General features: G+C 66.8%; 24 protein-coding genes. 13 read left to right on the top strand and 11 right to left on the bottom strand.

Annotated elements, in window-relative coordinates; genetic code table 11:
- Positions 1-121: 121 nt before the first annotated feature.
- Entirely contained in the window at positions 122-835 is a 714-nt protein-coding gene (locus tag ACZ3HV_RS32510) for a GntR family transcriptional regulator (protein WP_465689908.1), read from the top strand.
- Positions 836-891: 56 nt separating this feature from the next.
- On the opposite strand, the gene ACZ3HV_RS32515 is transcribed toward ACZ3HV_RS32510, so the two are convergent.
- From ACZ3HV_RS32515 to ACZ3HV_RS32525, 3 genes are all read right to left on the bottom strand, one after another.
- Positions 892-3,987, bottom strand: coding sequence for a DEAD/DEAH box helicase (locus ACZ3HV_RS32515; protein WP_465689910.1), 3,096 nt, complete (start codon positions 3,985-3,987; stop codon positions 892-894).
- 138 nt (positions 3,988-4,125) lie between these two features.
- Positions 4,126-4,575 carry a deaminase gene (locus tag ACZ3HV_RS32520; protein ID WP_465689912.1) on the bottom strand — a complete coding sequence of 150 codons (450 nt, stop codon included), beginning with the start codon at positions 4,573-4,575 and terminating at the stop codon, positions 4,126-4,128.
- 55 nt (positions 4,576-4,630) lie between these two features.
- Positions 4,631-5,257 carry a RibD family protein gene (locus ACZ3HV_RS32525; RefSeq protein ID WP_465689914.1) on the bottom strand — a complete coding sequence of 209 codons (627 nt, stop codon included), beginning with the start codon at positions 5,255-5,257 and terminating at the stop codon, positions 4,631-4,633.
- Positions 5,258-5,408: 151 nt separating this feature from the next.
- Here ACZ3HV_RS32525 and ACZ3HV_RS32530 point away from each other — a divergent pair, with 151 nt between their 5' ends.
- Positions 5,409-6,425, top strand: a complete 1,017-nt coding sequence (locus ACZ3HV_RS32530) for a helix-turn-helix transcriptional regulator (protein WP_465689916.1) — start codon at positions 5,409-5,411, stop codon at positions 6,423-6,425.
- Here ACZ3HV_RS32530 and ACZ3HV_RS32535 read toward each other — a convergent pair.
- From ACZ3HV_RS32535 to ACZ3HV_RS32545, 3 genes are all read right to left on the bottom strand, one after another.
- A complete protein-coding gene (locus tag ACZ3HV_RS32535) occupies positions 6,422-7,033 on the bottom strand; it encodes a hypothetical protein (RefSeq protein ID WP_465689918.1) in 612 nt (203 codons plus the stop codon). The genes ACZ3HV_RS32530 and ACZ3HV_RS32535 overlap by 4 nt on opposite strands.
- 14 nt (positions 7,034-7,047) lie before the next feature.
- On the bottom strand, positions 7,048-7,401 hold the full coding sequence (locus ACZ3HV_RS32540; protein WP_465689920.1) for a hypothetical protein: 354 nt from the start codon (positions 7,399-7,401) through the stop codon (positions 7,048-7,050).
- 79 nt (positions 7,402-7,480) lie between these two features.
- Positions 7,481-7,843: a hypothetical protein gene (locus ACZ3HV_RS32545; protein ID WP_465689922.1), complete on the bottom strand. Its 363-nt coding sequence runs from the start codon at positions 7,841-7,843 to the stop codon at positions 7,481-7,483.
- A 104-nt stretch (positions 7,844-7,947) separates the two neighbouring features.
- Between ACZ3HV_RS32545 and ACZ3HV_RS32550 the strand changes: the two genes are divergently transcribed.
- From ACZ3HV_RS32550 to ACZ3HV_RS32560, 3 genes are all read left to right on the top strand, one after another.
- Positions 7,948-8,322 carry an effector-associated constant component EACC1 gene (locus tag ACZ3HV_RS32550; protein WP_465689924.1) on the top strand — a complete coding sequence of 125 codons (375 nt, stop codon included), beginning with the start codon at positions 7,948-7,950 and terminating at the stop codon, positions 8,320-8,322.
- A gap of 575 nt (positions 8,323-8,897) precedes the next feature.
- Positions 8,898-9,254 carry an effector-associated constant component EACC1 gene (locus ACZ3HV_RS32555; RefSeq protein ID WP_465689926.1) on the top strand — a complete coding sequence of 119 codons (357 nt, stop codon included), beginning with the start codon at positions 8,898-8,900 and terminating at the stop codon, positions 9,252-9,254.
- A 3-nt stretch (positions 9,255-9,257) separates the two neighbouring features.
- Entirely contained in the window at positions 9,258-12,068 is a 2,811-nt protein-coding gene (locus tag ACZ3HV_RS32560; protein ID WP_465689928.1) for a caspase, EACC1-associated type, read from the top strand.
- Between the two features lie 40 nt (positions 12,069-12,108).
- Here the strand turns inward: ACZ3HV_RS32560 and ACZ3HV_RS32565 are convergent, their stop codons facing one another.
- Positions 12,109-13,239, bottom strand: coding sequence for an epoxide hydrolase family protein (locus ACZ3HV_RS32565; RefSeq protein WP_465689930.1), 1,131 nt, complete (start codon positions 13,237-13,239; stop codon positions 12,109-12,111).
- Positions 13,240-13,293: 54 nt separating this feature from the next.
- On the opposite strand from ACZ3HV_RS32565, the gene ACZ3HV_RS32570 reads away from it, so the two are divergent.
- Positions 13,294-14,289 (top strand): helix-turn-helix transcriptional regulator, encoded by a 996-nt coding sequence (locus tag ACZ3HV_RS32570; RefSeq protein ID WP_465689932.1) that lies wholly within the window; start codon positions 13,294-13,296, stop codon positions 14,287-14,289.
- Here ACZ3HV_RS32570 and ACZ3HV_RS32575 read toward each other — a convergent pair.
- Positions 14,286-14,930: a response regulator gene (locus tag ACZ3HV_RS32575; RefSeq protein WP_465689934.1), complete on the bottom strand. Its 645-nt coding sequence runs from the start codon at positions 14,928-14,930 to the stop codon at positions 14,286-14,288. The genes ACZ3HV_RS32570 and ACZ3HV_RS32575 overlap by 4 nt on opposite strands.
- Positions 14,927-16,963, bottom strand: coding sequence for a histidine kinase (locus tag ACZ3HV_RS32580; RefSeq protein WP_465689936.1), 2,037 nt, complete (start codon positions 16,961-16,963; stop codon positions 14,927-14,929). Before ACZ3HV_RS32580 ends, ACZ3HV_RS32575 begins: the two co-directional genes overlap by 4 nt.
- A gap of 168 nt (positions 16,964-17,131) precedes the next feature.
- Between ACZ3HV_RS32580 and ACZ3HV_RS32585 the strand changes: the two genes are divergently transcribed.
- The 4 genes from ACZ3HV_RS32585 to ACZ3HV_RS32600 all read left to right on the top strand — a co-directional run bounded on the left by ACZ3HV_RS32585 (position 17,132) and on the right by ACZ3HV_RS32600 (position 19,732).
- Positions 17,132-17,476 (top strand): hypothetical protein, encoded by a 345-nt coding sequence (locus ACZ3HV_RS32585; protein WP_465689938.1) that lies wholly within the window; start codon positions 17,132-17,134, stop codon positions 17,474-17,476.
- Positions 17,473-18,159 carry a hypothetical protein gene (locus tag ACZ3HV_RS32590; RefSeq protein ID WP_360376591.1) on the top strand — a complete coding sequence of 229 codons (687 nt, stop codon included), beginning with the start codon at positions 17,473-17,475 and terminating at the stop codon, positions 18,157-18,159. The genes ACZ3HV_RS32585 and ACZ3HV_RS32590 overlap by 4 nt, the downstream gene beginning before the upstream one ends.
- Positions 18,160-18,236: 77 nt before the next feature.
- Positions 18,237-19,076, top strand: a complete 840-nt coding sequence (locus ACZ3HV_RS32595; RefSeq protein WP_465689940.1) for a methyltransferase domain-containing protein — start codon at positions 18,237-18,239, stop codon at positions 19,074-19,076.
- 68 nt (positions 19,077-19,144) lie between these two features.
- Complete coding sequence (locus ACZ3HV_RS32600; RefSeq protein WP_465689942.1) at positions 19,145-19,732, top strand: flavodoxin family protein; 588 nt, start codon at positions 19,145-19,147, stop codon at positions 19,730-19,732.
- On the opposite strand, the gene ACZ3HV_RS32605 is transcribed toward ACZ3HV_RS32600, so the two are convergent.
- Positions 19,713-20,777, bottom strand: coding sequence for an alpha/beta hydrolase family protein (locus ACZ3HV_RS32605; protein WP_465689944.1), 1,065 nt, complete (start codon positions 20,775-20,777; stop codon positions 19,713-19,715). The two genes, ACZ3HV_RS32600 and ACZ3HV_RS32605, sit on opposite strands and share 20 nt — an antisense overlap.
- A 124-nt stretch (positions 20,778-20,901) precedes the next feature.
- Between ACZ3HV_RS32605 and ACZ3HV_RS32610 the strand changes: the two genes are divergently transcribed.
- Both ACZ3HV_RS32610 and ACZ3HV_RS32615 read left to right on the top strand, forming a co-directional pair.
- On the top strand, positions 20,902-21,717 hold the full coding sequence (locus ACZ3HV_RS32610) for a hypothetical protein (protein WP_465689946.1): 816 nt from the start codon (positions 20,902-20,904) through the stop codon (positions 21,715-21,717).
- A gap of 28 nt (positions 21,718-21,745) precedes the next feature.
- Positions 21,746-22,105: a hypothetical protein gene (locus ACZ3HV_RS32615; protein WP_465689947.1), complete on the top strand. Its 360-nt coding sequence runs from the start codon at positions 21,746-21,748 to the stop codon at positions 22,103-22,105.
- On the opposite strand, the gene ACZ3HV_RS32620 is transcribed toward ACZ3HV_RS32615, so the two are convergent.
- Complete coding sequence (locus tag ACZ3HV_RS32620) at positions 22,102-23,016, bottom strand: DMT family transporter (protein WP_465689949.1); 915 nt, start codon at positions 23,014-23,016, stop codon at positions 22,102-22,104. The genes ACZ3HV_RS32615 and ACZ3HV_RS32620 overlap by 4 nt on opposite strands.
- Positions 23,017-23,094: 78 nt before the next feature.
- Here ACZ3HV_RS32620 and ACZ3HV_RS32625 point away from each other — a divergent pair, with 78 nt between their 5' ends.
- Positions 23,095-24,000: a LysR family transcriptional regulator gene (locus tag ACZ3HV_RS32625; RefSeq protein WP_465689951.1), complete on the top strand. Its 906-nt coding sequence runs from the start codon at positions 23,095-23,097 to the stop codon at positions 23,998-24,000.
- Positions 24,001-24,041: the final 41 nt, after the last annotated feature.

Here is a 24,041-nt window from a genome sequence, read left to right on the forward strand (position 1 = left end):
TGACTCCTTCACCGTGTCCCGTGATTTCTCGCCACCTTACGACGCCCAAACCAGTTATGCCAGTCCCAACCAGTTTGGAGTTTTGCGGTCAGTTGGGCCCGGAACTGGTATAGTGGCGGTCGTGACGACAGGGGATTCCGCCATCGAGCGGGTCAAGAAACGGATCCGCGAGGGGATCGTCAGCGGTCGCTACCCGAGCGGAAGCCGGCTGCCGAGCGAACGGCAATTCGCCCTCGAGACCGGCCTCAGCCGAATGACCGTCCGGGTCGGATTCCAGGCCGCCTCCGACGACGGCCTCATCGTCCCGTCACCCCAACGAGGCTGGTACGTCCGCGACCTAGTGCTCCGCGAACCTCCGAGCCGACTCCAGTCGTTCACCGAAATGGCTCACGAGCTGGGCTTCCGACCCAGCTCCGAACTCCTCGACCGCCGCGAACGCCCAGCCACCCTCGACGAGGCCCACCGCCTCCACCTGGCCCCCACCACCCCGGTCGTAGCCATCCGCCGCCTCCGAGGCATGGACGGCCGCCCCGTCACAGTCGAAGACCTGGTCATCCCCGTCGCCATCGCCCCCTGGCTAGCCACCGTCGACCTAACCGATGCGTCCCTCTACGAACTCTTCTCAGCCCACGGCCTCGAGTTCTCCTACTCCCGCTACACCGTCCAAGCCCAGAACGCCGACTCCACCCTCGCGACCCTCCTCAACCTCCCCACCGGCGGCGCCATCCTCGTAGCCACCGAAATAGCCTTCACCCAAGACACCACCCCCCTCCTCTCCGGCACCAACCACTACAGAGGCGACGCCTACCAATTCACCGCCGACCTAACCCGCTAAGGTGCGGGCCAGGGCCCAACGTCACTCAGTCCCATGACCTGCCACCGAGTAGCGGTTCACGCCACCACCGATACAGCCTGGAAGACCTCGGTCGGCATCGGGTAGGTCAGTTTCCAGGTGATGGCAATCGGCCGGTCGCCGGTGTGTGCGGTATACGCGGCTGGACCCAGGAACAGGTACGGCGACGTGCCGAGATCGTTGCCTTTGTGCTGACGGGCAAAGATGAAGATGTTGGTCCTGAGCTCGCGATGGTTGAGATAGCGCTGACCAGTGCGGGAGCTGACCGAGGTGTTGCTCTGCGATTCCCAGTGAAAGAGCGTGGGACTGATCGCGTAATCCCGGTACAACGTGGTCGGTGAGTAGTCGGCCTCGGACTTCATCAAAGTCACCAGGAAGGCGTCGGCCTGGTGTTCCTGAGAGTACAGAACACCAGCGTTGAAGGTGCCGGGCCGCAGGCCATCCAGGCTCGCGTAGTCGAGCCCGGCGAGGATCTCCTCGCGCTGATAGTGAGCATGCACGCGGAGTGGTAGATCTGCCAAAGGCCCAGCGAGCTTGAAGGTGCGATGGCGGGCCTGATCCATCGAGAGTTGGATGACCTCGCGCAGTTCGTCGCGCAGAGCCCTCTCCCGGCGCAATGCATTGAGGCCGTCCGCATAGGAGGCGAAACTGCCGCCTCTGGGCCATAGGGAGAAGAACAGCATTCGTGCGTACGCGCGATCTGCTGCTGAGAGCTCGTCGTACGACGGTCCGTCGTCGTGCAGGAGTCGTTCGTATGCAGCGAGCCGGTCGGGATCGTCGACGTGCGCCAGCGCCCGCACTCGCTTCAGTAGATCTGACTCGCGGTCTGAACCTTCGCGAGTGGCGAGGCCGGCCTGGCGACGAAGGTCCGTCCAACTGTGCCGACGAAGTACGTCTGCGAGCTCAGCACCCGATTCGTGGAGAAAAGTTGGCAGGCTCTGATCGCCGTGGGTCTTGAGCTCCCTGATCAGGTCCCGCCATCGGCCGGCGATCTGCCCGCGGAGGTTGGACAGGACGGCGTCTTGCGTAACCCTGTCGAGGACGATCTGGCTTCCGGACGGAAGATGTGGAAAGCCCTTCTCGACCTGACGCTCTAGGCCTCGCCGAGTGTCACCTGTGAGTGCGCGGAACCGGAGGTCGAAGCGGAACTCCTTCCGCTGATGGCCGACGAAGTCAAGTGCGGTGAGCACTGGCTTGCCGTCGGCCTGCCGCAAACCGCGGCCGAGTTGCTGCAGGAAGATTGTTGGGCTCTCGGTTGGACGGAGGAATAGGACGGTGTTGACCTCGGGGACGTCCAGCCCCTCGTTGAAGAGGTCGGCGGCGAAGAGCACGTTGACCCGCCGCTCACGGAGATCACGCAAGGCTTCCTCACGCGCGGCGATCGGAGTCTGACCAGACACCGCTCGCGCAGGGATGCCTGCCTTGGCGAAGACCTTCGCCATGTACTCGGCGTGCGCCACCGTCACGCAGAAACCCAGCGCCCGCATCGTGTTCACATCTGTGAGCTTGTCGCGGAGCTCCCGTAGCACGATGGCTGCGCGAGCATCGTTGCCAGTGTAGAGCTGCTCAAGTTGGCGTTCGTCGTACCTTCCGCGAGTCCACTGCATGTCAGTGAGTTGCGTGCCGTCGGCAATTCCGAAGTAGTGAAAGGGACAAAGAAGATCTGCTGAGAGCGCGTCCCAAAGTCGCAGTTCAACCGCCGTCCGGCCGCCGAAGTAGCTCTGCACGTCGATGCCATCGGTGCGTTCCGGCGTAGCTGTGAGGCCGAGGAGTTCGCGAGGTTGCAGATGATCGAGGAGCCGACGGTAGGTCGACGCGGCGGCGTGGTGGAATTCGTCGACGACGACGACCTGGAAATGATCGGCTGGGATGGAGCTAACGTCATACGCGTTGAGGGCTTGCACCGACGCGAAGACGTGCTGCCAGCGTTCCGGCCGCGCGCGAGTGAAGTATGCCTCGCCGAAGTTTGCATCGCCGAGGACCTCGCGATATGTCCGCAGCGATTGCTGAAGGATTTCCCGTCGATGGGCGACGAAGAGCAGCGACGGTGGCGGCTCACCACGGCTGATGGCCGCGTCGCGTAGACGCCGATAGTCGAGCGCGGCAACGACTGTCTTGCCGGTGCCAGTCGCTGCCACGACGAGGTTGCGATGCCGGTCGTGGACCTCGCGCTCGACCTCGATCTCTTCGAGCATCTCAGCCTGATACGGCCGTGGCCGGACCTCGAGACCAGACAGCGAGATGGTGACGTTGCCCGATGACCTTCGGTCGCTATCCTGCGTGAGCGCGTCATCGAGTCGGTCGCGATCGCGTTCTGGGTCATAAGTCTCGAAGGTCGAGTCATTCCAGTACGTGTCGAAGGTCGCGCGGAACTTGTCCAGGAGGCTTGGTGTGGCAACTCGAGAGAGACGGACATTCCACTCGATGCCATCCAAGAGTGCGGCGTGCGAGAGGTTCGACGAGCCGACATAGGCAGTGTCAAAGCCCGTGTTGCGTCGGAACAGCCATGCTTTGGCATGGAGGCGTGTCCGCACTGCGTCGTACTGGATCTTGACCTCGGCACCGAAGTCGTTGACGAGCCGATCCAATGCCATCCGATCGGTGGCGCCCATGTACGTCGTGGTGATGACCCGGAACGGGGCGCCGCGTTCCCTCAGACGTCGGAGCTCAGGTTCGAGCACACGGAGGCCGTACCACTTCACAAACGCGCAGATCAGATCAACTTCGTCCGAGGTGTCGATCTCTGTCCGCAGTTCGGGACCGAGCGAAGGCTCACCCGCCGAATTGGTGAGCAGTGCGGCCTCAGACAGCGGAGTACTCGGACGAGTTGCGCCATAAGCGGTGACGCCCGGCCCGAGTGGAGCGTTCAGCGCGTGCAGTTGCCGTGGTCCTTCCGAGACCAAATCCTCGTGCGTCGCCACCTGGCGAAGCAGGTCATTGACCAGGCTGACTCGGCGTGCCGGATCACCAGTACTGCTCAGAGCACGCCGCACCGCGTCCCGAACATGCCGAGCCAAAACCTCCGGCTGATCAGCCTCGTCAACCTTGTGAAGCACCGATTCATAGTCATCAGACCGCTCGATCGCATCTCGCAGCCCATTCGTAACCAGCGCGTCGTAGATCCCTGGCTCCATGCAACTATCACCCCTCCCAACGCAGCTTGCCAGACGAGTCCGACAGTCACGCAACTTCAACCCGCGGCGAGAGTGTCTCGGCACGAAACTTGTGGGATCGCCGACGATCCCTTCAGCCGTCGATGGCTGGGGTGTTGGTCATCCGAGTAGGTAGGCGTTGATTTCCTTGACCTTCTCGGCTAGGTCGGGAAATTCGAGAACTTCAATGTTGGCTGCCGTGAGGAGTTCTACGCCCTCGCAGTCGACGAAGATTGAGGGTTCTCGCCAGGCTAGGACCACGCGGGGGATTCCCGCGGCGAGGATTAGGTCGGTGCAGGTTCTTGGGCGGGAGGCTCGCTTGCTGCAGGGCTCCAGGCTTGTGTAGATGGTGGCGTGACGGAGACGGGTGTCGTCGGCGGGGATCTTGGTGAGCGCGATTTCTTCGGCGTGGTCGTGAGGGTCGGTTTCGCGGGAGTAGCCGGTGGCTAGGACTTCGCCGTCAGAGCTGACGATGATGGCGCCTACGGAGAACGCGGTGGGGGAGGGCGGGCAGGAGCGGGAGAGGTCGATCGCCTGCTGGAGCCAGTGGCGGTCGTCGAGGTCAGGCATGGTGGGCGGCCTTTGGCAGGTAGCGGAGGAGTACGACGTCGCCGATTTGGCGTACTTAGGCTAGTTGCATCCGGTTTGACGGGTTCTGAGGGAATGTGGCGTCGCGAACGAAGCGCGGAGCGGCGCTGTTGCCGACGAAGAATGGTGCGACGACCAGGTGAACCTCGTCCGCCACTCCCGCGGACAAGAACTGGGTGTGTAGTGACCCGCCGCCCTCGACCATCAGGCGTCGTACTCCTCTCTGGGACAAGTCATCCAGTGCGGCCAACAGGCCGAGCGGATCGCCGGAGTCGACTACCTCGGCCACGTTGCCGACGGCTTGGCTCGTCTTCGATGCGGCGGTGGTGGACGTGTAGACGACCTTGGTTACGTTGCCGGCGGTGAAGAAGTTCGCCGCGGGGTTCAGATCGCCTGAGCCTGTGATCGTTGCCTTGAGTGGAGACTCCGGTAGTCCTTCGGCGAGTCTGCGTTCGCGGCGGGCTTGGCTTCTGACGAGGAGGCGGGGGTTGTCGCGGCGGATGGTGTTTGCTCCGACGAGGATCGCGTCGACGGATGATCGCTCTTCGTCGACGCGGTCGAAATCCTCCTCGTTGGAGAGCAGGAGTCGCTGCTCGGTTGTGTCGTCGATGTAGCCGTCCAGCGACGCTGCGACTGACAGCAGTACGTACGGGCGAGCAGGCAACAGATCTCCAGAGTGTCGTCAGCACAACCGCGAAGGTCTCGCGCAGGGGGACGTTACCGCGCCGGGCCGCTGCTGACTGGCTCGGGGCGGCGCCCGCTGGACGACGCTATCGCGGAAGGAAGCCTTCCGCGATTAGTGGGACGATGTGGGGATGTTGGAGACGTCGGCTCGGTTGCTTCGGTTGTTGTCGTTGTTGCAGGTCAGGCGGGACTGGGGTGGGCCAGAGTTGGCGGGGCGGTTGGGGGTTTCTACCCGGACTTTGCGGACTGATGTTGAGCGGTTGAGGTCTCTTGGGTATCCGGTGGAGGCTCGGTCGGGGGTGGCGGGTGGGTATCGGTTGGGGGCTGGTGGGGAGTTGCCTCCCCTGTTGTTGGATGACGAGGAGGCGGTGGCTGTGGCGGTGGGGTTGCGGACTGCGGCGGCTGGGGGTGTGGCGGGGATTGAGGAGACGTCGGTACGGGCGTTGGTGAAGTTGGAGCAGGTTTTGCCGGGGCGGTTGCGGCAGCGGGTGCGGGCGGTGGCTGGGGCGACGGTTGCGGTGGGTGGGGGTGGGCCTCGGGTTGATGCTGAGGTTTTGACTGCGGTGGCGGGGGCGATTCGGGATCGGGAGCGGTTGCGGTTCGACTATGCGGGTGGGTCGGATGGCGGGGTTTGGGAAGGCGAGCCGCGGGGGGATGAGGGTGCGGCCGGCGAAGGGGAGATCGTGCCGCCGCGCGTCGTGGAGCCGCATCGGTTGGTGGCTTGGGGGCGGCGGTGGTACTTGGTTGCCTGGGACAACGGCCGTGATGGGTGGCGGACGTTTCGGGTGGATCGGATGAACCTCAGGACGCCCAACGGCGCTCGGTTCACGCCGCGGGAATTGCCTGAGGAGGATGTGACGGAGTTCGTACGGCGTTCTGTGGGGAAGGCGTCATGGCACTACCGGGCGCGCATCCGCGTGGAGGCGTCGTCGCTTTACGTCCAGAACCGGATGCCGATCCCGATCGAGCCCGAGGTGGTCGACGACAACACCTGCATCGTTGAGCTCGGGTCTGATGATCCGCATCAGCTGGCTCTGTGGTTGGCGCTGATGGACGCGGATTTCGAAGTACTGGATGCGCCGGAACTGGCGGCGGCTGTGAAGGCAGTTGGCGATCGGTTCCATCGGGCAGCTGGGAAGGTTGACTAGAGCTCGCGGCCGGGCGGACGGTCGCTCTTTCGTGGGGCGAGTCGTCCGGGAGCCGGTTGCCCGGTGACGGCGCCGCGGGCGGGTGCGACATCGGAGGCTGCGGCGAGGGCCTTGCGGAGGTCGGGTGGGAGACGCAGACGGGGTGGGCCGGTAGGTTCGGCGGCGCCGCGTTGGAAAGTTGGGCGGTAGTTGGGTAGATGGGCGAGTTCGGGAGCCGGCCGGCCGACCTCACGCTGGAGGCGGGAGCCGGCGACCTCGAAAGGGCGGTCGTCTCCGCGGGGTTCGAAGCAGACAGCCTCGCGGTACGGAAGACCGCCGTCTTCGGGCTCGAACTCACGGTAGACCAGCCGATGTGAGGGGCCGAGGTCATGGCCGTAGCGTGACTCGGGGATGACCGGCACTTTGAGCTCGGCGCAGTCCCGGAGGTCGTGGTGGTTGGGTGAGTACCCGAGACGCTTGCTGCCGAACTCATCCTCGCGGCCTTCGGCGAGCGCTTGGAGACCAAGCATCAGCGCGCGGAGTTCCCGGGCGCGCAGGCTGTCAGGACGCGACGCGGCGGCTTGCCTGAGTTCCACGATCTTCCGCCGAAGCTTGGCATCGACGAGCATGCGGAATCGCGCCGTCATTTCTTCGGCAGGTCCGAGTCGTCGATCGGCTCGTTGAGGTTCCAGCCGATCTCCGCCGCCACGTCTTCCAGCGGCACAGACGGCTCGTTGTCCGCAAGGCGTTCCCGGGCGATGTCATAGACATGATCGAACTCTTCGGTCTCGGCCGAGAGTACGGCGAGGCGCTGGAAGGCATCCCACGAGATGAAGACGCCTTCCGGCTGTCCCGCGTCGCCGACGATGAATGGTCCGGCCTCGCCGGCGCGGAAACGTTCGAGCATCTGTGGCAGATGCTCGGCGGCGGACGGGGTGCCGATCACCCAGACGCGTTCACCGCTGCTGAGGATGTGGGGCGTTTCGTCGGAGCTCATCGAAGTCCTTCCCGAGGGTGCATCCTGATCAGCATAGGAGGGTGGGGCCGGCGAGGGCTGGACTTATCCACAGTGCGCTTCAGTGGCTGGGCTTCGGTTTGAACTCGGAGTCGTCGATGGGCTCGTTGAGGTCCCAGCCGAGTTCGGCGGCGACTTGTTCCAAGGGGATCGAGGGGCGCGGGTCGGCGAGTCTCGCGCGGGCGATGGCGTACGTCGTGTCGAAGCCGTCTTCGTCGAAGATGCGGGTGTCCAGGGCACGCCAGAGTTCGAAGGGGACCACTACAGCCTCGGGCTGGCCGGCGTCGCCGAAGACGAGGGGGTCCAGGTGGCCGATGCGGAAGCGGTCGAGCATTTGGGGTAGGAGTTCGCTGGCGGTGGGGGTGTTGATCACCCAGACCCGTTCGCCGTCGGGGAGGAGGTACGGCGTTTCCTCGGGCTCCATGGTGGTCCTTCCGGTGATGGGACGGTCCGATCAGAATAGGAGTGGCGGGCTGTTGGTGTGGGGAGTTATCCACAGGGGGCCTTGGGCAACGATGGGAGTTCGGGATGGGTGAAGGGCATTGGGTTGAGGTTCGGGTGGTGCCTGGGGCGGGGGTGGATGCTAAGAGGTGTTTGAAGGCTGTCCAGCAATTGAGGAGGGAGCTGGCTGAGGAAGGGGTGCCTACTCAGGAGGTGGTGGCGGGGCGGCCGGGTGGGTTGTCGCAGGATGACGGGTCGATTGCGATCGCGGTGGCGTTGGTGGGGGCGGGTGGGGTGGTGCCGACGTTGGTCGCCGTACTGCGGGACTGGATTCAGCGGCGGAAGAGTCCGGGGAAGATCGTGGTGACGTTGGGGGACGACTCGATCGAGATGGAGCGGCCGACGTTCGACGAGCGGGCGGAGTTGCTCGAGGCGTTCTTGAGCCGGCATCAGGAGAAGTAGCTCGGACGGGCGTTTGAACCGGGGTCAGGCGTTGTCGGGTGGGTGGGCCGGGCGTAGCGTCGGCGGTGGGATTCTGGCGACGTGGCCGGCTGGGGGCCGGGGTGCGGAACACGCTGGAGCGTGAGCCGCATCATTGCGCGGGGGGAAACGCGCGATCGTGCCGCGAGGAGACCGCCCGGTGCGAGGGGCGGACCGGGGGATGGGGATCTCCGAGGGGGAGAGGGTCATGAGGTCTTCGGTGGAGCACCGGCGTGTGGGCCGGTGCAGGATTCGGGCACACCTCGCTCACCGAGCGATTCGTTGCGGTCATGGGCGCGATCGGCAGCGGTACGGCGCTCGGCTGCATCGGACCTGGTGGCAGCAGGGCCACAGCGCCTGAGGTTTGCCCGGAGGAGGAAGCTCTGCCCGGACGTCCCTCCAGAAGGGTGGAGCCCAAAGGAGCCCGGGGTGCGCGAGCCCCCCGGGCTCCCTACGTCACGGGAGGACTCCCCGCTGACCGCAGGCGGACGGCTACGGACCGTTGCGGGATCACTTCCGGACCGGGATCATAGAGCGCGATCCTGGGAGGGATGGTCGTGGGGGTTTGGGTGGACGTCGTACTGCTGGATGACAATCCGGAGCTGGCGGATCGGGGGATCAGGCAGTTGCGGCGGGAGCTGCAGGAATTCGAGACACGCGCTGTGCCGGAGACCGCGCCGGAGGGAAGCAAAGGCGATGCGGCCGCGGTCGGCGCGGTGGCGGTGGCGCTCGGTGGAGCCGGCGGGATGGTGCCGCTGCTGATCGCGATCCTGCGGGACTGGCTGGGGCGGCGCGCGCCGGAGCAGCGCGTGAAGCTGACGATCGGTGGGGACTCGATCGAGGTCGATGCTGCGTCGACCGAGGAGAAGCAGCAGCTGATCGAGGCGTTCCTGCGCACGCACGAAGTGAGCTGAGTCGTGGGGCGTCGGCGGGCTCTGCTGGTGGCCACCTATGAGTACAACGACACCGGGCTGCGGCAGCTGACGGCGCCGGCGCAGGATGCCGAGGCCCTCGCGGCGGTGCTGGCGGATCCGGCGGTCGCCGGGTTCGACGTACAGATGTTGATCAACGAGCCGACGCATCGGGTCGGCGAGGCGATCGCGGACTTCTACGCAGCCAGTGAACGCGATGACCTGACACTGCTCTACTTCAGTGGGCACGGCCTGAAGGACGACAACGGCCGGCTCTATCTGGCGATGAAGAACACCAAGCGCGACAGCCTGCGGTTCAGCGCGCTGCCGGCGCATCTGGTCGACGAGGCGGTGTCCGAGAGTTCATCGCGGCAGAAGATCCTCATCCTGGATTGCTGCTACAGCGGGGCGTATGCCGTTCAGCAGTTCGCGAAGGCGGACTCGGCCGTGCACACCGGGGCCGAGCTCGGCGGTCGCGGGCGGACGGTGCTGACGGCAACGGACTCCACTCAGTACGCGTTCGAGGGCAGCACGATTCACGGCGACGCGGCGCAGTCGGTCTTCACCCGGCACGTCGTGGAGGGATTGCGCAGTGGTGCCGCCGATCTCGATGCGGATGGTGACATCACTGTCGACGAGCTCTACAGCTACGTGTACGACGCGGTCGTCGCCGAGCAGCCGGGTCAGCGGCCGAAGCAGTTCGCCGATGTCGAGGGCCGGACGATCATCGCGTCCAACGTGCGGTGGACACTGCCGGAGCAGATCACCACGGCGTTGGACAGTCCGCTCCCGGCGATCCGCGAGACCGCGCTCCAATCGCTCGGACAGTTGCTTCGGGCAAACAACGAGCTCGTACGGCGGACTGCCCGGACCCGGCTGGAACAACTCCTCGACGACGACAGCCGAGCGATTTCAGCCACGGCGCAGGCCCTCCTCGACGCACCGCCCGCGCCCGTCCGGCAGCTCCCGGTGGCGGTCGACCGTGCTCAGCCGGTGCGGCGTCCCTCCGGCCCGACCTTCGGGGCGGCGGCAAAGGCGACGTCCAGACGATGGCGGGCGACAGCCAGACGGTGGCAGGCACATCTCCATCCGCCGCAGGTCGTCTGGCAAGTGGTCACGCCAACCTTGGTCGCAGCGGGAGCGGCGATCGCGGCTGCAATCGTGGGTTTCCACCAGCAGCCCTGGTATCTGATCGCGGTCGCTGCCGTCCTGTCCTGCGCCGTCGCGGCGCAGATCCGATTCCGATCCTCAGCTGCTGCCTTCACGGCAGGCCTTGCAGCTCCAGCGCTGGCCGGCGCCGCCCTCGTCATCGGTTGGCTTACCCACCAGGTGCCGGGCCTGGGCGGTCTCGGCGCATTGTCGACCGGACTCACCGTAGGAGCGCATGCAGCATGGCTGACGGCCGGCGCTGTCGGATGGCTCATGCTGCTGCGAACTGGTGAGCTGAGACGTCCGCCCCAGATGCTCCTCATCGCGCTAGGAGCAGCTGCGGCACTTCTGATCCTCGTGATCCTGACCTACGACTACCATCACAACGCTGGCGTCGCCCGACACCTATCGATTGCCCCACGCCCGGTCTACCCAGCGGCGCTCGGCATCCTGGCTGCCGAACTGGCGATCGCCGGCCCACTATTTGGCCTACGACGATCGGTCCTAGCCGGATGGATACTCGGCGGATTCGCCGTCTGGATCGGCCTCCTGCACAGTCCGAGCGGAATCGTATCCCCACAGCTCGCGGTGATCGCCCTCTTCGTTGTCTGGCTCGTCCTCGGTCTCGTCGTGATGCGGACAGGCCGAGTCCAGCAAGAGACCACCACCAGGTCGACCCGCCGTTGGGTGATCGCGGCAGCGTTGCTGGCCCCCGCCGTCCTCGGCGCCGCGGCAGTCGCCGCGATTCCACCGGCGCTGCAGAACCCGCTCGTACTCGGGCTGGCGATCAGCCCGAACAGCGAGTTCCTCTACGCCGCGGACTACTCCAACGACCGAGTCGTGAAGGTCAGTACGACGACCCGCACTCAGGTCGGTGAATCACTCCGGGTCGGCGACCAACCGACCCGGTTGTTGCTGTCCCCGGACGGCGCGCGGTTGTACGTCGCCAACGGCGGAGCGAACTCGGTCTCCGTGATAGACACTTCAGCATGGCAGGTGGTCGGGGGGCCGATCGCCGTAGCGCCCAAGCCGACCAATCTCGCGCTGAACACCGCCACCCAACGCCTCTACGTGCTCAGCCAGCAGGCGGAGACGATCACCGAGGTCGATACAGCGACGATGAAAACGGTCGGCGGACCGTTGGCCAGCGGACCGACCGCGTCGGACCTCGCCATCAGCGAGAAGGGCGATCGGCTCTTCGTGGCTGGCAGGGATTCCGGCACGGTAGCGGTCATCGACGTCAAGACCCGGCAACCCGCGCGCAGCCCGATCACAGTGGGCGCGGAGCCGAGCGACCTCGCCCCCGGCCGGGACGGTTCCCTCTACGTGATCGGCAGTACGACGTACGCCGTCATCAACACGAACGTCGAGCAGTCCCGGCCGACGCCCGTCACGCTGCCGGGTCGATCGCAGGCTGCCGGACTGAGCTCGGACGGCAAACGTCTGTTCGTCCTGGGAACCGCTGACGACGGCGATGCCATCCGGGTCGTCAACCTCGGCAGCCGCGAGGTCGTGGCCACGTTGACGGATGACATGTCGCTGCCGACGAGTCTGGCGGTCAGTGCGGACGGTCAGCGCATCTATGTCAACCGGATCTACCAGTCGAGCATCTTGGTTCTGGATACCGCCGGTCCGAAGATCATCGGCACTATCAGCCTGACAACGTGATGGGCCGGCTCGTCAAGCGAGCCGGCCCGGGGTGGGTGGCCTACAGGTTGCGGAAGAAGGTTCGGATGTCGGTGGTGAGGTCCTCGGGGCGTTCGAGAGAGGCGTAGTGGCCGCCGGTCTTGAAGTTGGACCAGTGGACGATGTTGGTGTTGTCGCGCTCGGCGAGCGGACGGATCGTCTTGAAGTCGTCGGCGAAGACGGCGACGCCGGTGGGGGCGTGGTTGAGCTGGGGCTCGGTGCCGGCGTGGGCCTCTTCGTAGTGGTAGCGGCCGGCCGCGGCCGACGAGTTGGTGAACCAGTACAGCGAGACCTCGGTCAGGATCTGGTCGCGGGTGACCAGGCTGGTGCCGTTGCCGAAGCTGTTGAAGAGTTCGTTCCAGGCCAGTTGCCCGACCGGTGAGTCGGAGATGCCGACGGCAACGGTCTGCGGGCGGGTGGAGTTGATCGCGTTGTATCCGCCGACCGACTGGAACCACTTCAGGTGCTCCAGCGCCGCATAGTCCTCCGGCGTGAACTTCTCGAACTCGGCCGGGTCGCCCGACGGGAACGAGAACAGCTGCAGCACGTGCAGCCCGAGGAAGCCCTCAGGGTTGAGCAGGCCGAGCTCCCGCGAGACCATCGCGCCCCCGTCGGAGCCGTGCGAGCCGTACGACGTGTAGCCCAGCCGGCGCATCAGGGTGTCGAAGGTCCGAGCGACCCGGGCCATCGTCCAGCCACGGTCGACGAGCGGCGCGCTGAATCCGAAGCCGGGGATCGACGGGACGACGACCGAGAAGGCGTCCTCGGCCGAGCCGCCGTACGCGACCGGATCCGTGAGCGGGCCGATCATGTCGAGGAAGTCGACGAACGACCCCGGGTAGGAGTGGACCAGCAGCAACGGGGTCGCGCCCTCGACCTTGGACGGGACGTGGATGAAGTGCACGGTCTGGCCGTCGATCTCGGTCAGGTAGTGCGGGAACTCGTTCATCCGCGCCTCCTGCGCGCGCCAGTCGAACCCGGCCTGCCAGTGGTCGACCATCTCGCGGAGATAGTGGTTCGGGGTGCCGTACTCCCAGTCGTCGCCGGGAACGGGCTCCGGAAGCCGCGTCCGCGCAAGGCGGGCGAGCAGATCGTCCAGGTCAGCCTGGGCGATGTCGACGGTGAAGGTCCGGATGCTCTCGTTCGTGTTCATGGCTCTACCGTAGAATCCGTATAGGAACATCAGATTCCTATTTAGGAGACGGATGTGCTGGAAACTTCGTCGCGGTTGCTGTCCCTGCTCGCGCTGCTGCAGACCCGGCCGGCCTGGACAGGCACTGAGCTGGCCGAGCGGCTGGAGGTGACCACGCGGACGGTTCGCAACGACATCGACCGGCTCCGTGAGCTCGGGTACCCGGTGGACGCGACGCGTGGGCCGGCGGGTCATTACCAGCTCGGCGTCGGCGCGAAGCTTCCGCCGCTGCTGCTCGACGACGAGGAAGCGGTGGCGGTCGCGGTGGGGCTGCATACCGGCGCCAGCATTGCCGGGATGGCGGACAGCAGTGCGCGGGCCTTGACGAAGCTGGAGCAGGTCCTGCCGCACCGGCTCCGGCGCCAGGTGAACGCGGTCCACCGCGCGATGGAGAAAGGCCCGGAGATCACGGGATCGAACGTCGAGGCTCCCGAGATCGAACCCGCCGTACTGACCGCGATCGCCGCGTGCATCCGCGACGAGCACCAACTGCGCTTCGACTATGCGCTGCCGGACGGTGTTTCGATGCGCAGCGCGGGGTCGGGGATCGGCCACGAGCTGCCGGTGCTGGTCGAGCCGTATCGGTTGGTCAGCTGGCAGCGGTACTGGTACTTGGTCGCACGTGACGAAGCCGGCGAGTGGCGGACGTACCGGGTCGACTGGATGTCGTTGCGAATGGCAACAGGTCGTCGCTATCAACCACGACCGATGCCCGGTGACGACTACACCGATTTCGTACTGCGCGATGTGGCGTCGACCGGGTGGAAGGTGCATGCCCGGATCACCGTGTTCGCTCCGGCTGAGGAAGTCCTGTCGCGCATCCATGCGGCCGTGGGAGTGGTCGAATCGGTGGACGACAGTACGAGCGTGCTCGTCACCGGCGGCGAGTCGTTGGAGATCGTTGCCGTCTACATCGGAATGCTCGGCCTCGACTTCCACGTCGACGGACCGCCCGCCCTCCTCGAACATCTGCAGACGATCGGCAACCGCTATCTCCAGGCGATCCGCTAGTCGGCGTCCGAACCGAGGCCGGCGTTGCGGGCTTGGATGATGGCGGCCGAGCGGTCGGCGGTGCCGAGTTTGGTGAAGATGGTGGAGACGTTGTTGGCGACGGTCTTCGAGGCGAGGTTCAGGCGGTCGGCGATGGCGGTGTTGGACAGGCCCGCGGCGAGGAGGTCGAGGATCTCGCGCTCGCGGGTGGTGAGTTCGGGGAACGGTTCGGCGGCGGGCGGGGGTGCGGAGAAGAAGCCGAGTACGCGCCGCGCGACGCCGGGGCCGAAGATTGCCTCACCGGCTGCGACCGCACGGATTGCTCGGGCGATCTCTTCCTGCTCGGCGCCCTTCACCAGGTAGCCGCGGGCGCCGGCTCGCATCGCGGCGAAGACCGAGTCGTCGTCCTCGAACATTGTCAACACCAGTACGGCGACGTCCGGAGCTGACCGCGCCAGCTCACGCGTGGCCGCGAAACCGTCGAGGTCGGGCATTTGCAGATCGAGTACGGCGACATCCGGGCGCATCGTGATCACCTCACGAACCGCCTCGCGCCCGGTCGACGCGACACCGACCACCGCGATGCCGTCCAGCGAGGTGAGCAATGCCGCAAGGCCCGCCCGCACCACGGGATGATCGTCAGCCAGCACGACACGAATCATCTGCGCTCCAAGGGAAAACGCGCCCGAACGACCCCACCGCGCTGGGTCGGACCGGCCTCGAACTTTCCACCCAGCTCGGCGGCGCGCTCTCGCATCGCATGCAGGCCGACGCCCGGTCGCCAGGCCCCGTTCGGCGGGCCGTTGTCGGTCACTTCGATCTCCAGGTCGGCGTCACAGCGCAACGCTAGTACGGCGGATGTCGCGCGGGAGTGCCGTACGACGTTCGTCAGCGCCTCCGTCGCGATGCGATAGGCGGCGACCTCCAATGCGGCGGGCAGGGTCGGTAGGCCGTCTGCCGAGACCTCGACCTGGATGGACGCGCCGTCGGCACGGAACGACAGTTGATCCGCGCGTTGACGCAGTGCACCGATCAGGCCGAGCTCGTCCAGGGCTGGTGGACGCAGATCGTCGACAAGGCGACGTACGTCGGCGATCGCGGTGCGCGTGTCGGCGCGGAGGGTGGCGAGGAGTTCTCTAGCTCGCTCGGTATCGGTGGCGACGAGGTTGGCGGCCGCGTCGGCGGTGAACGCGACGCCGGTCAGTGTCGGGCCGAGGCCGTCGTGGAGGTCGCGGCGGAGGCGGCGGCGTTCCTCTTCGCGGGCCGAGACGAGCTTCTCGCGGGACGACTGCAGTTCGGTCGACAGGCGGGTCGCGTGCACGGCGACGGCGAGCGGTACGGCGACCAGCCCGAGCACATCGCGGTCCGCTGAGGACAAGCCGGACTCGCCCGAGCGCAGTCCGACTTCGAGCGATCCGACCACCTGCCCGCCGTACTCCAAGTCCAGCCGCACGACGGTCTGCAGGGGCGTGCCGTCTTGGGCGATCGTTTGATTGTCGACGATCAGGGCGGCGTAGGGGAGGCGGAGGGCGGTGCGGATGGCGGCTATGACGCCGGGGAGGCCGGCGGAGAGTTGTTCGCCGACGCGGGACGCGACGCGGGCGGGGTCGTGGCGGTCGCCGTAGAGGGCTCGGTCGACTAGTTGCTGGAGACGCGGGAGGACCGGCGCGATGATCAGGGCGACGAAGACGGTGACCGCGGCGGAGCGGCCGACCTGGGATGCGATGAGTGAGTCGAGGAGCCCGACGAGGGCTGCATAGGCGCCGATGGCAACCAATGACAACAGCGCCCAGGTCAGCGCGCGGGAGACGACCAGCCGGATGTCGAGCAGTTGGTAGCGCACGATCGCGACCGCTACCGAGATCGGGATCAGCGGGATCGTCAGCAGGACAAGGATCGGAGTCCCCGCGATGAACGCCCACGGAGTGACGAACAGGAGCGCGATGACGGACGCCAGCAGCAACCACAGGAGTTGCCGCCGGCCCATTTCGTCGGCTCGCCGGTATCTGATCAGCAGGCAGGTGATTGCCAGCAGCAACGCGACCAGGTTGCGCAGCTCGGCGGCGGTCCACAGTGGCTGGAGGTCGTCGTACGACGAGATGGCCAGGTAGCCGTGGGGGAGGCCGGGCGAGATCGTGTCGCCACTCCCGACCATCTCGAGGACGAACAGCGGCGCCGTGACGACGATGCCGATCGCCGCCCAACGCCAGCGAGGGCTGAGCAGCCGGCCGGTCGGGAAGAGCAACAGTGCCAGTGGGAGGAAGAGAGCGATCGACCACGGCCAGGACGCCAACGCGATGGTGACAATCAGACGTTGGACGGTCGTGGAGGCGCCGGCGTCGGCCATCAGCGGGGCGAGGGTGCCGCCCAGGGCCGTGGTCGCGTGACCGATGCCGTCGGCGATGAACAGCCAGCCGATCGGGTTCGCCGGTCGATGCCACGCGATCACCGCACCGCACAGCCCGAACGTCAGGCCCATCAGCCCGTTCGTCACCACGAACCCGTCCACCAGTTCGCGCCAGCCCCACCCGACCATCGCGCCGAGCACCAGGGCGGCGACGACCTCGGCGACGGCGAACGCACCAAGCCCGGCGGCTGGCCCGCGACGGCTCGTGACAGGTGTCGCCGCGAGGTCCGCAGCTGAACTCAGCGCGGCGGGTGAGCCCGGGTGCGGGCTGCCGGCAGGTGAGGTCATATCGGCAGTGTGCTCCCGGAAGTGTCCCGGCGTCTCGGGACTGGGTTCCCGCGGAGGCCGGGGAAGTGCCTGAGCGGCTGGGATCTCGCGCCCGGGCGCCATCCCCGGGTGAGCCCCGACGGTGGAGGCATCGAGAAACCTGACTAGGGGGTAAACAAGATGTCTCGGATGAACAGGGCTGGTCTGGTCGTGCTCGGACTGCTGTCAGTGGCGGATCTGTTCGGGCCGCTGCTGACCGACGGGGACCACCCGCCGATGGAGATCGCGATCGGCGGGTCGGTGGTCGGGCTGGTCAGCGTGGTACTCCTCGCCTTCGTCTGGCAGGGAAAGCGGTGGGCGCTGGCTCCGCTGATCACGCTGCGGCTCGCGTCGGCGCTGCTCGCCGTACCTGCGTTCTTCGCGTCGGATGTCCCGGCCGCCGCGGTGGCAGCTGCGGGTGTCGGTGTAGCGGCAACGGTGTTCGGTGTCGTGGCGGTGCTCCTGCCGTCGCCTGAGCTGGTAGGTGCGCGATGACTCAGACGATGACGCGTACGACGCGCGCCGACGTACGACCGCTGTCCCGGTGGGTCGCGGCGTTGATCCTGCCGATCGGGCCGGCCGCGATCGCGTTGCTGCGGTACTTCCTGCCCTACGACACGGTTGACGACGTTCCGACAATCGTCAATAAGATTGTCGACAATCTGGATCGCAGTTCACTGGTGATCTGGCTCGGATACATCGGGATCCTCACGCTGGTTCCCGGCGCGTACGCCGTCGGCCGGCTGACCCGGCGAGGGGCGCCCTGGCTGACCGCAATCGCGCTGTTCCTCGTCGTACCGGGGTATCTGTCGTTGCCGTGGACGGCGTCGAGTGACCTGTTCACCTGGTCGGCGGGGACGGCTGGGCTCGACCCTGCGTCGATCGCGAAGGCGGTCGACGTGACGCACGGATCGATGAACCTGGCCGGAGCGGTCTTCGTGATCGGGCACGTGGTCGGCACGGTCCTGCTCGGGATCGCGATGTGGCGGTCCCGGATCGTCGCCCGGTGGGCCGCGGTGGCGGTGATGGTGTCGCAGCCGATCCACTTCGTCGCGGCGATCATCATCCCGAATCACACGCTGGACCTGTTCGGTTGGGGTCTGCAGGCAGCCGGGTTCGCCGCGGTGGGGTGGGCGATCCTCCGGATGAGCGACGACGAATGGCAGCCCTTGCCCTAAAGGGTTGTACCTAGGGAAGGGCCTTCGGGGGTGGGCTCGTCCGGCGCTACTCTCTGCGTACTGGAGGGGGAGATCAGATGGCCGAGACTCAGGTGCCGGACGAGCCCGCCGTCGACCCGAGGCGGGGGAACTTCCGGCTGAAGCACGTCGGCGAACAGAACATCGAGCAGCAGGCGTTCATCCTCGACGAGATGGCCGCGCGACCCGCCGTACGGACGCTCAAGGCGTGGGTGCTCGCCCACGTCGAACCGGCAGCCGGCGAGACCGCGGTCGACGTCGGCTCGGGGACGGGTGAGGACGTGGTCGCGTTCGCGGAGTTGGTCGGATCGGACGGTCGTGCGGTCGGGGTCGAGCCGAGTCCGGGGCTCCGGGCGGAAGCGGTACGGCGTTCCGACGGGGTGCGGGCCGAGTACGTCGATGGGCACGCGGAGGCACTGCCGTTCGACGATGAGTCCGTGGACGTGCTGCGGAGTGAGCGGGTCCTGCAACATGTCGACAATCCGACGGCGGTGGTCACGGAAATGGCGCGCGTACTGCGCCCTGGTGGGCGGATCGCGTTGATCGACACGGACTGGGGTACGGCGATCATCCATCCGGCCGATCCCGACGTACGGCAACGGATGATCGACTACTTCCTCCGTGGGTCCGCGAACCCGTTCTCCGGCCGGCAACTGCGCGGTCTGCTCGCCGACGCGGGACTCGAGATCACCGGCGAGACGGCCGCCACCTGGATCGAGCCGCAGGAGGGCGCGCGCCATGGATTCGTCTCGATGATGCATCTGACGTCCGCCCAGGCCGGCGTCATCACGCCCGCCGAGGCCGACGCATTCGCCCAGGGCCTCGCCGCGGCGGCCGATCGGGGAGCATTTCATCTGTCGCTGACGATGTACGCCGTCTCAGCGCGCAAGCCGGCCTGATGCGCGCAGCTCGCGCCTGTTGTACGCTCATGCAATAGTTGCACGTGCATGAGTAGGGGAGTGAGTTGATGAGCCGGAGCTTTCTGTTCCTGTTGGGGACCACGCGGCCGGGTGGGAACACCGAGGCGCTGGCGCGGCTCGCGGCGGATGAGTTGCCGGACGACGTGCGTCAGACCTGGCTTCGGCTGAGCGACCTCGAGGTCGAGCCGTTCCGGGATGTCCGGCACGACGGCGACGGTGTGTATCCACTGCCGGGCGGTGATCACCGTATGTTGCTGGAGGCAACGCTGGACGCGACCGATCTGGTGATCGCCTCGCCGCTGTACTGGTTCACGGTGTCGGCGAGTGTGAAGGAGTATTTCGATCACTGGTCGGGCTGGATGCGGGTGCCAGGGGTGGATTTCCGGGCGCGGATGGCGGGCAAGACACTGTGGGCTGTGACGGCGCATACGGCCAAGGATTTGGCTGAGGTCGAGCCGATGCTGGGGACATTGCGGCTGATCGCGGACTACCTCGGAATGCGATGGGGCGGTGAACTGCTTGCCTACGGCAATCGACCGGGTGAGGTGCTGACGCCGGAGGTCGGCGTACGGGCCCGTGGGTTGTTCGCCGAGTCACGTACGGCTCAACCTGACCTTAGAGGCCGTGTTGCTTGAGGAAGGTGACGGTGCGGGCCATCGAGGTCGGCCAGGCGGGGCCGAAGGCGTGCTCTTCGCCGGGATAGGTGTACATGGTCGCGTTCTTGCCGGCGGCCTTCAGCGCGGCGAGGCTCTCCCGGGACCAGGCGATCGGGCAGGTCGAGTCCGTCTCGCCGTGATGGATCAGCAGGGGTTCGGTGACGCGGTCGAAGAAGTTCACCGCGGACAGGTTGTGCCAGAACGTGGGGTTGCGTGACGGTTCGCCGTACGCGCGCAGGATCGTGGTCGCGATCGGGCGCTCGTTCCGCACCCAGCGGTTGAAGTTGTCGATGGCGTCCGAGCTCACCGGCGCGAAGACTACGGCCGCCTTCACGAGGCCGGGTTGGGCGACGAGCACGTTGTACGTGATCCCGCCGCCCATCGACCGGCCGAGCAGTCCGATCCGCTCGGGGTCGACGTACTGCGAGGTCCGCAGCGCGAGTACCGCGTTGATCACGTCCTCGGTGTAGCCGAGTCGCAGGTCCAGTTCTGAGCGTGGATCGTCCGAAGACTGTGCATGGTTGCGGTAGTCGGTGTGCAGTACGACGTACCCACGTCTGGCGAGGTAGTCCTGCTCGCGCATCAGGCCGCGGCCGTTGGTGTACACGGCGGGGTCGATATAGCCGTGGTTCAGGACGAGTGCAGGGTGCGGTCCTGGTGTGGTCGGGACGTTCATGATCCCGGAGATTGTCAACGATCCGCTGGTGTACGTGACGTGGTACCGGGTATAGGCGGCGTTGCGCAGGAGGACCCGGCCGAGGCGGAGGTTGCCGCCGTTGTACTTCTTCGCCATCAACGCCTGCAGCGACACCGGATGCGGGGCGACGGTCGGAGTCGCCGGGGGAGCGGACGGCGTTCCGGGTGCTGAACTGGCGGACGGCGTGGGGGCGGCGGATGACGCGGCAGGGGTCGAGGAGGTCACGCTCGGAGTGGACGCAGGGGGCGCCGCGTCGTCAGTACTGCAGGCGACGGCGGCCGTCATCACGAACGCGACGACTCCCGCCCACGCCATCCGCCGGTCCATACCGTCCAGTCTGCCGTCGTACCCGCCCAACCCGGTCGAAAGTTCCCACAACGATTGCGGCAACGCCCGCTGTGTCCGAGTGGACCCGGTCGGTCATTGTGTCGTACGGAATGCAGGATTACTGGTGCGTACCGTGAATAGCTCGCGCATTCGTGGTTGGCGTGGCAGCATTTTGGGCCGGACAGATTCTTCAGGCTGGGGGGCCCTTGAAATGTCGCGAGCCAAACGAGCCATCCATCGGCGGCGTGGACCGGTGTTGGTCGTCGTGGGCGTGGTCGCCGCGGTGACGGTGGCGGCGAGCGTGGCGATCGCACAGTGGGGATCGGCGGACAAACAGGCGAGTCAGCCGCCGCCGAGCGCGAGCCATGCTGCCCACAGTGCAAGCCATTCCCTGCCGGCAACAACGTCGGCCAGTGTGCCGGCGGCGAACAACGGCGCGGGCTCATCGGCGGACGCGTGTGCCGCGGAGATCCGGACGACCGAGGCGGTGGTGGCGGCCGCGCGTACTGCCGCTGAGCACTGGCGCGAACACGTTCAGGCACGCACCGATTTACTGAGTGGAAAGAACTCCGAGGCGACCACAAAAGCAATCTGGAAGCGGACCCGACTGGCCGGACCTGGCGATATCGCCGCACTGAATGCCGCTCTGGCCGCGCAGGCGAAATCAACGAATGACTGCGCGAAACTGTCGGGCACCGCCGCGGCGGCGTGCACCAAGCGCCTGACGGCCCTCGACGCGGCGGCAACCGCCGACCGCGCGGCCGCCGGCGACTGGGCCAACCACCTCGCGATGATGGCCGCCCACGCGGCCGGCGACTTCGGTGCGGAACACGCCCAGCAGATGTGGGTCGCCGCCTGGACCCACGCCCCGAGGAACCTCAACGCAGCCGCCCGTGCCAACGCAACCCTGGCCGAAGCCCCGACCTGCCAACCCGCCTGACAGGGGGCATCAACACAAGGAGACGTGCATGGCCAAAGCTCCGGCCGACAAGGTTGCCCTGTTCGACGCGCTGGTCGGACTGTTCCCCGACGTCGAACGCAAAGGCGCCGGCTTTCCCTATACCTCGGTCAACGGCAACATGTTCTCGATGCTCAACGAGAACGGCACCCTCGCCCTGCGTCTTCCCGAGGTCGAGCGCGCCGCGTTCCTGACCAGGTACGACACGGCCCTCAACGTTGCCCATGGCGTCGTACAGAAGGAGTACGTCGTCGTGCCCGACGCCCTCCTGGTCAACACGGACGAGCTGCGCGAGCACTTCGCGGTGAGCGCCGCGTACGCGCGTTCGCTCAAGCCGAAAGCCACAACCCGCAAGAAGCGCGCAGGCTAGCTGCTGACCAAGGAGTCGGCCGGGCGTGGTGAGAGTGACGCCGATCGGCTTGGCCATTGGACGATTAGTACGGCGGATAGGACCAGGGCGCCGCCGAACCACTGGGTTGCGGTGAGGTGCTCGCCGAAGACCGCGGCCGCCGCGACGACCGTCACGACCGGCTCGAGGATGGAGAGGATCGAGGCGACCGACGGGCCGACTCGAGCCATGCCCGCGAAGAACAGCAGGATCGCCGCGACCGTGCTCACGATGGACAGCGCCCCGAGCCACAGCCAGCCCACGGGAGCGAAGTCGAACCCAGTGCCGCTCAAGAGCGGTCCTCCGCCGCCCCGGAGCAGCCCAGTGAGCAGAAACGAGCCGAACGCGCCGGTGCAGACGAGCGCCGCGAGCGCGAGCGGAGGGACCTCAGCGCGATCGCCGGTCAGGATGTAGACCGTGTAGACAATCGCTGCCCCCAGCGCCAGCAGCGCACCGAGCACATCGAAATGACCTGTCGCCGCTCCGCTGAGCACTAGTCCGATCCCGGCCAGTGCCAGGCCCAGCGCCCACACCCTTCGCCGCGACGCGCGCTCCCGCCCGAGTACGACGGCCCCAGCCATCACCAGCACCGGGTACACGTAAAGGATCAGCGCGACGAGCGACGCGTCGATCCGAGCCAGCGCGGAGAAGTACAGACCGGCTTGCGCCGCGTACCCGAACACCCCCATCCCCAGCCCCACCAGTACGGCGTGACGCGACAAACCCCGGAATGCACCACGAGCCAGCGTGACGGTCAGCAACACAACCCCGGCCAGTCCGAAGCGGACCAGCAACAGAGCGTCCACAGACACACCTGCGTTGTACGACAGCTTGCCGAACACGGCCATCGCCCCGAAAGCGGCGGCGGAAAGAAGACAGAAGAGGGCGCCCACGACATCGATGGTCGGGGCTGCGGATTGTTCACGTCCATTGCGGCTTCTTGGACAGGATCGTGTAGCTATTCTGAACAGATGCTGGATCTGCACCGCCTCCGCCTGCTGCGCGAAGTCCACGACCGCGGCACGGTCCATGGTGCCGCCCGCGCCCTCGGGTACACCCCCAGCGCCATCTCGCAGCAGCTGTCCGTTCTGGAGCGCGAGGCGGGAACGCCACTGCTCGAGCGGGTCGGGCGTAACGTCCGGCTGACCGCGGCCGGGCAGGTCCTGGTGCGGCATGCCTCGACGCTGCTGGAGGGCGTGGAGGCTGCCGAAGCGGAGCTGGCAACGGTCGCGGCCGGCCGAGTGGCCGGCGTGGTCCGGATCGCGTCGTTCCAATCCGCGTTCCTGCGCGTCGTGGCACCAGCGATCCGAACGCTCGCCGCCACGCACCCGGACATCCGGGTAGAAGCCACCGAGACCGAGGTGGAGCAGGCCGTACCGGCACTCCGACTGCAGCAGTTGGACGTGGTCGTCGGCGACGAGTACGACGGCCAGCCCCGAGCGGTGCACGCGGACCTGCATCGCGAGCCGTTGCTGCGCGAACAGATCCGCGTCGTCCTGCCCACCGACCACCCCGAGGCCGCCGCCGACCGGGTGCCAATGAAACGACTGGCCGACATCGCGTGGGCCTGCTGCCAACCCGGCACTGGTCACCGCGAGATGCAGGTGCGAGTCTGTCGCGAGCTCGGCGGCTTCGAACCCGACCTCCGCTACAGCTCCGACGACTTCCTCATCCTGCTCGAGCTCGTCCGTACGACGGGAGCCGGCGCACTCCTCCCGGACCTGGTCCTCGGCCACGGCGCTCCCGGCGTTGCCGTCCGCCTACCGGCCGAGGGAGCTGTCGGACGCGAGGTCTTCCTGCTCACCCGTCGTACGCAAACCCCGCCCGTAGCCGCAGTTGCCAACGCCCTCCGCGCCGCCGCAGCCGAAAGCCGTTAGACCCAAAGGCCTGACAGCCGCTCTTGCCAGGCGTGCATTCT

The sequence above is a fragment of the Kribbella sp. NPDC020701 genome, assembly GCF_055562215.1.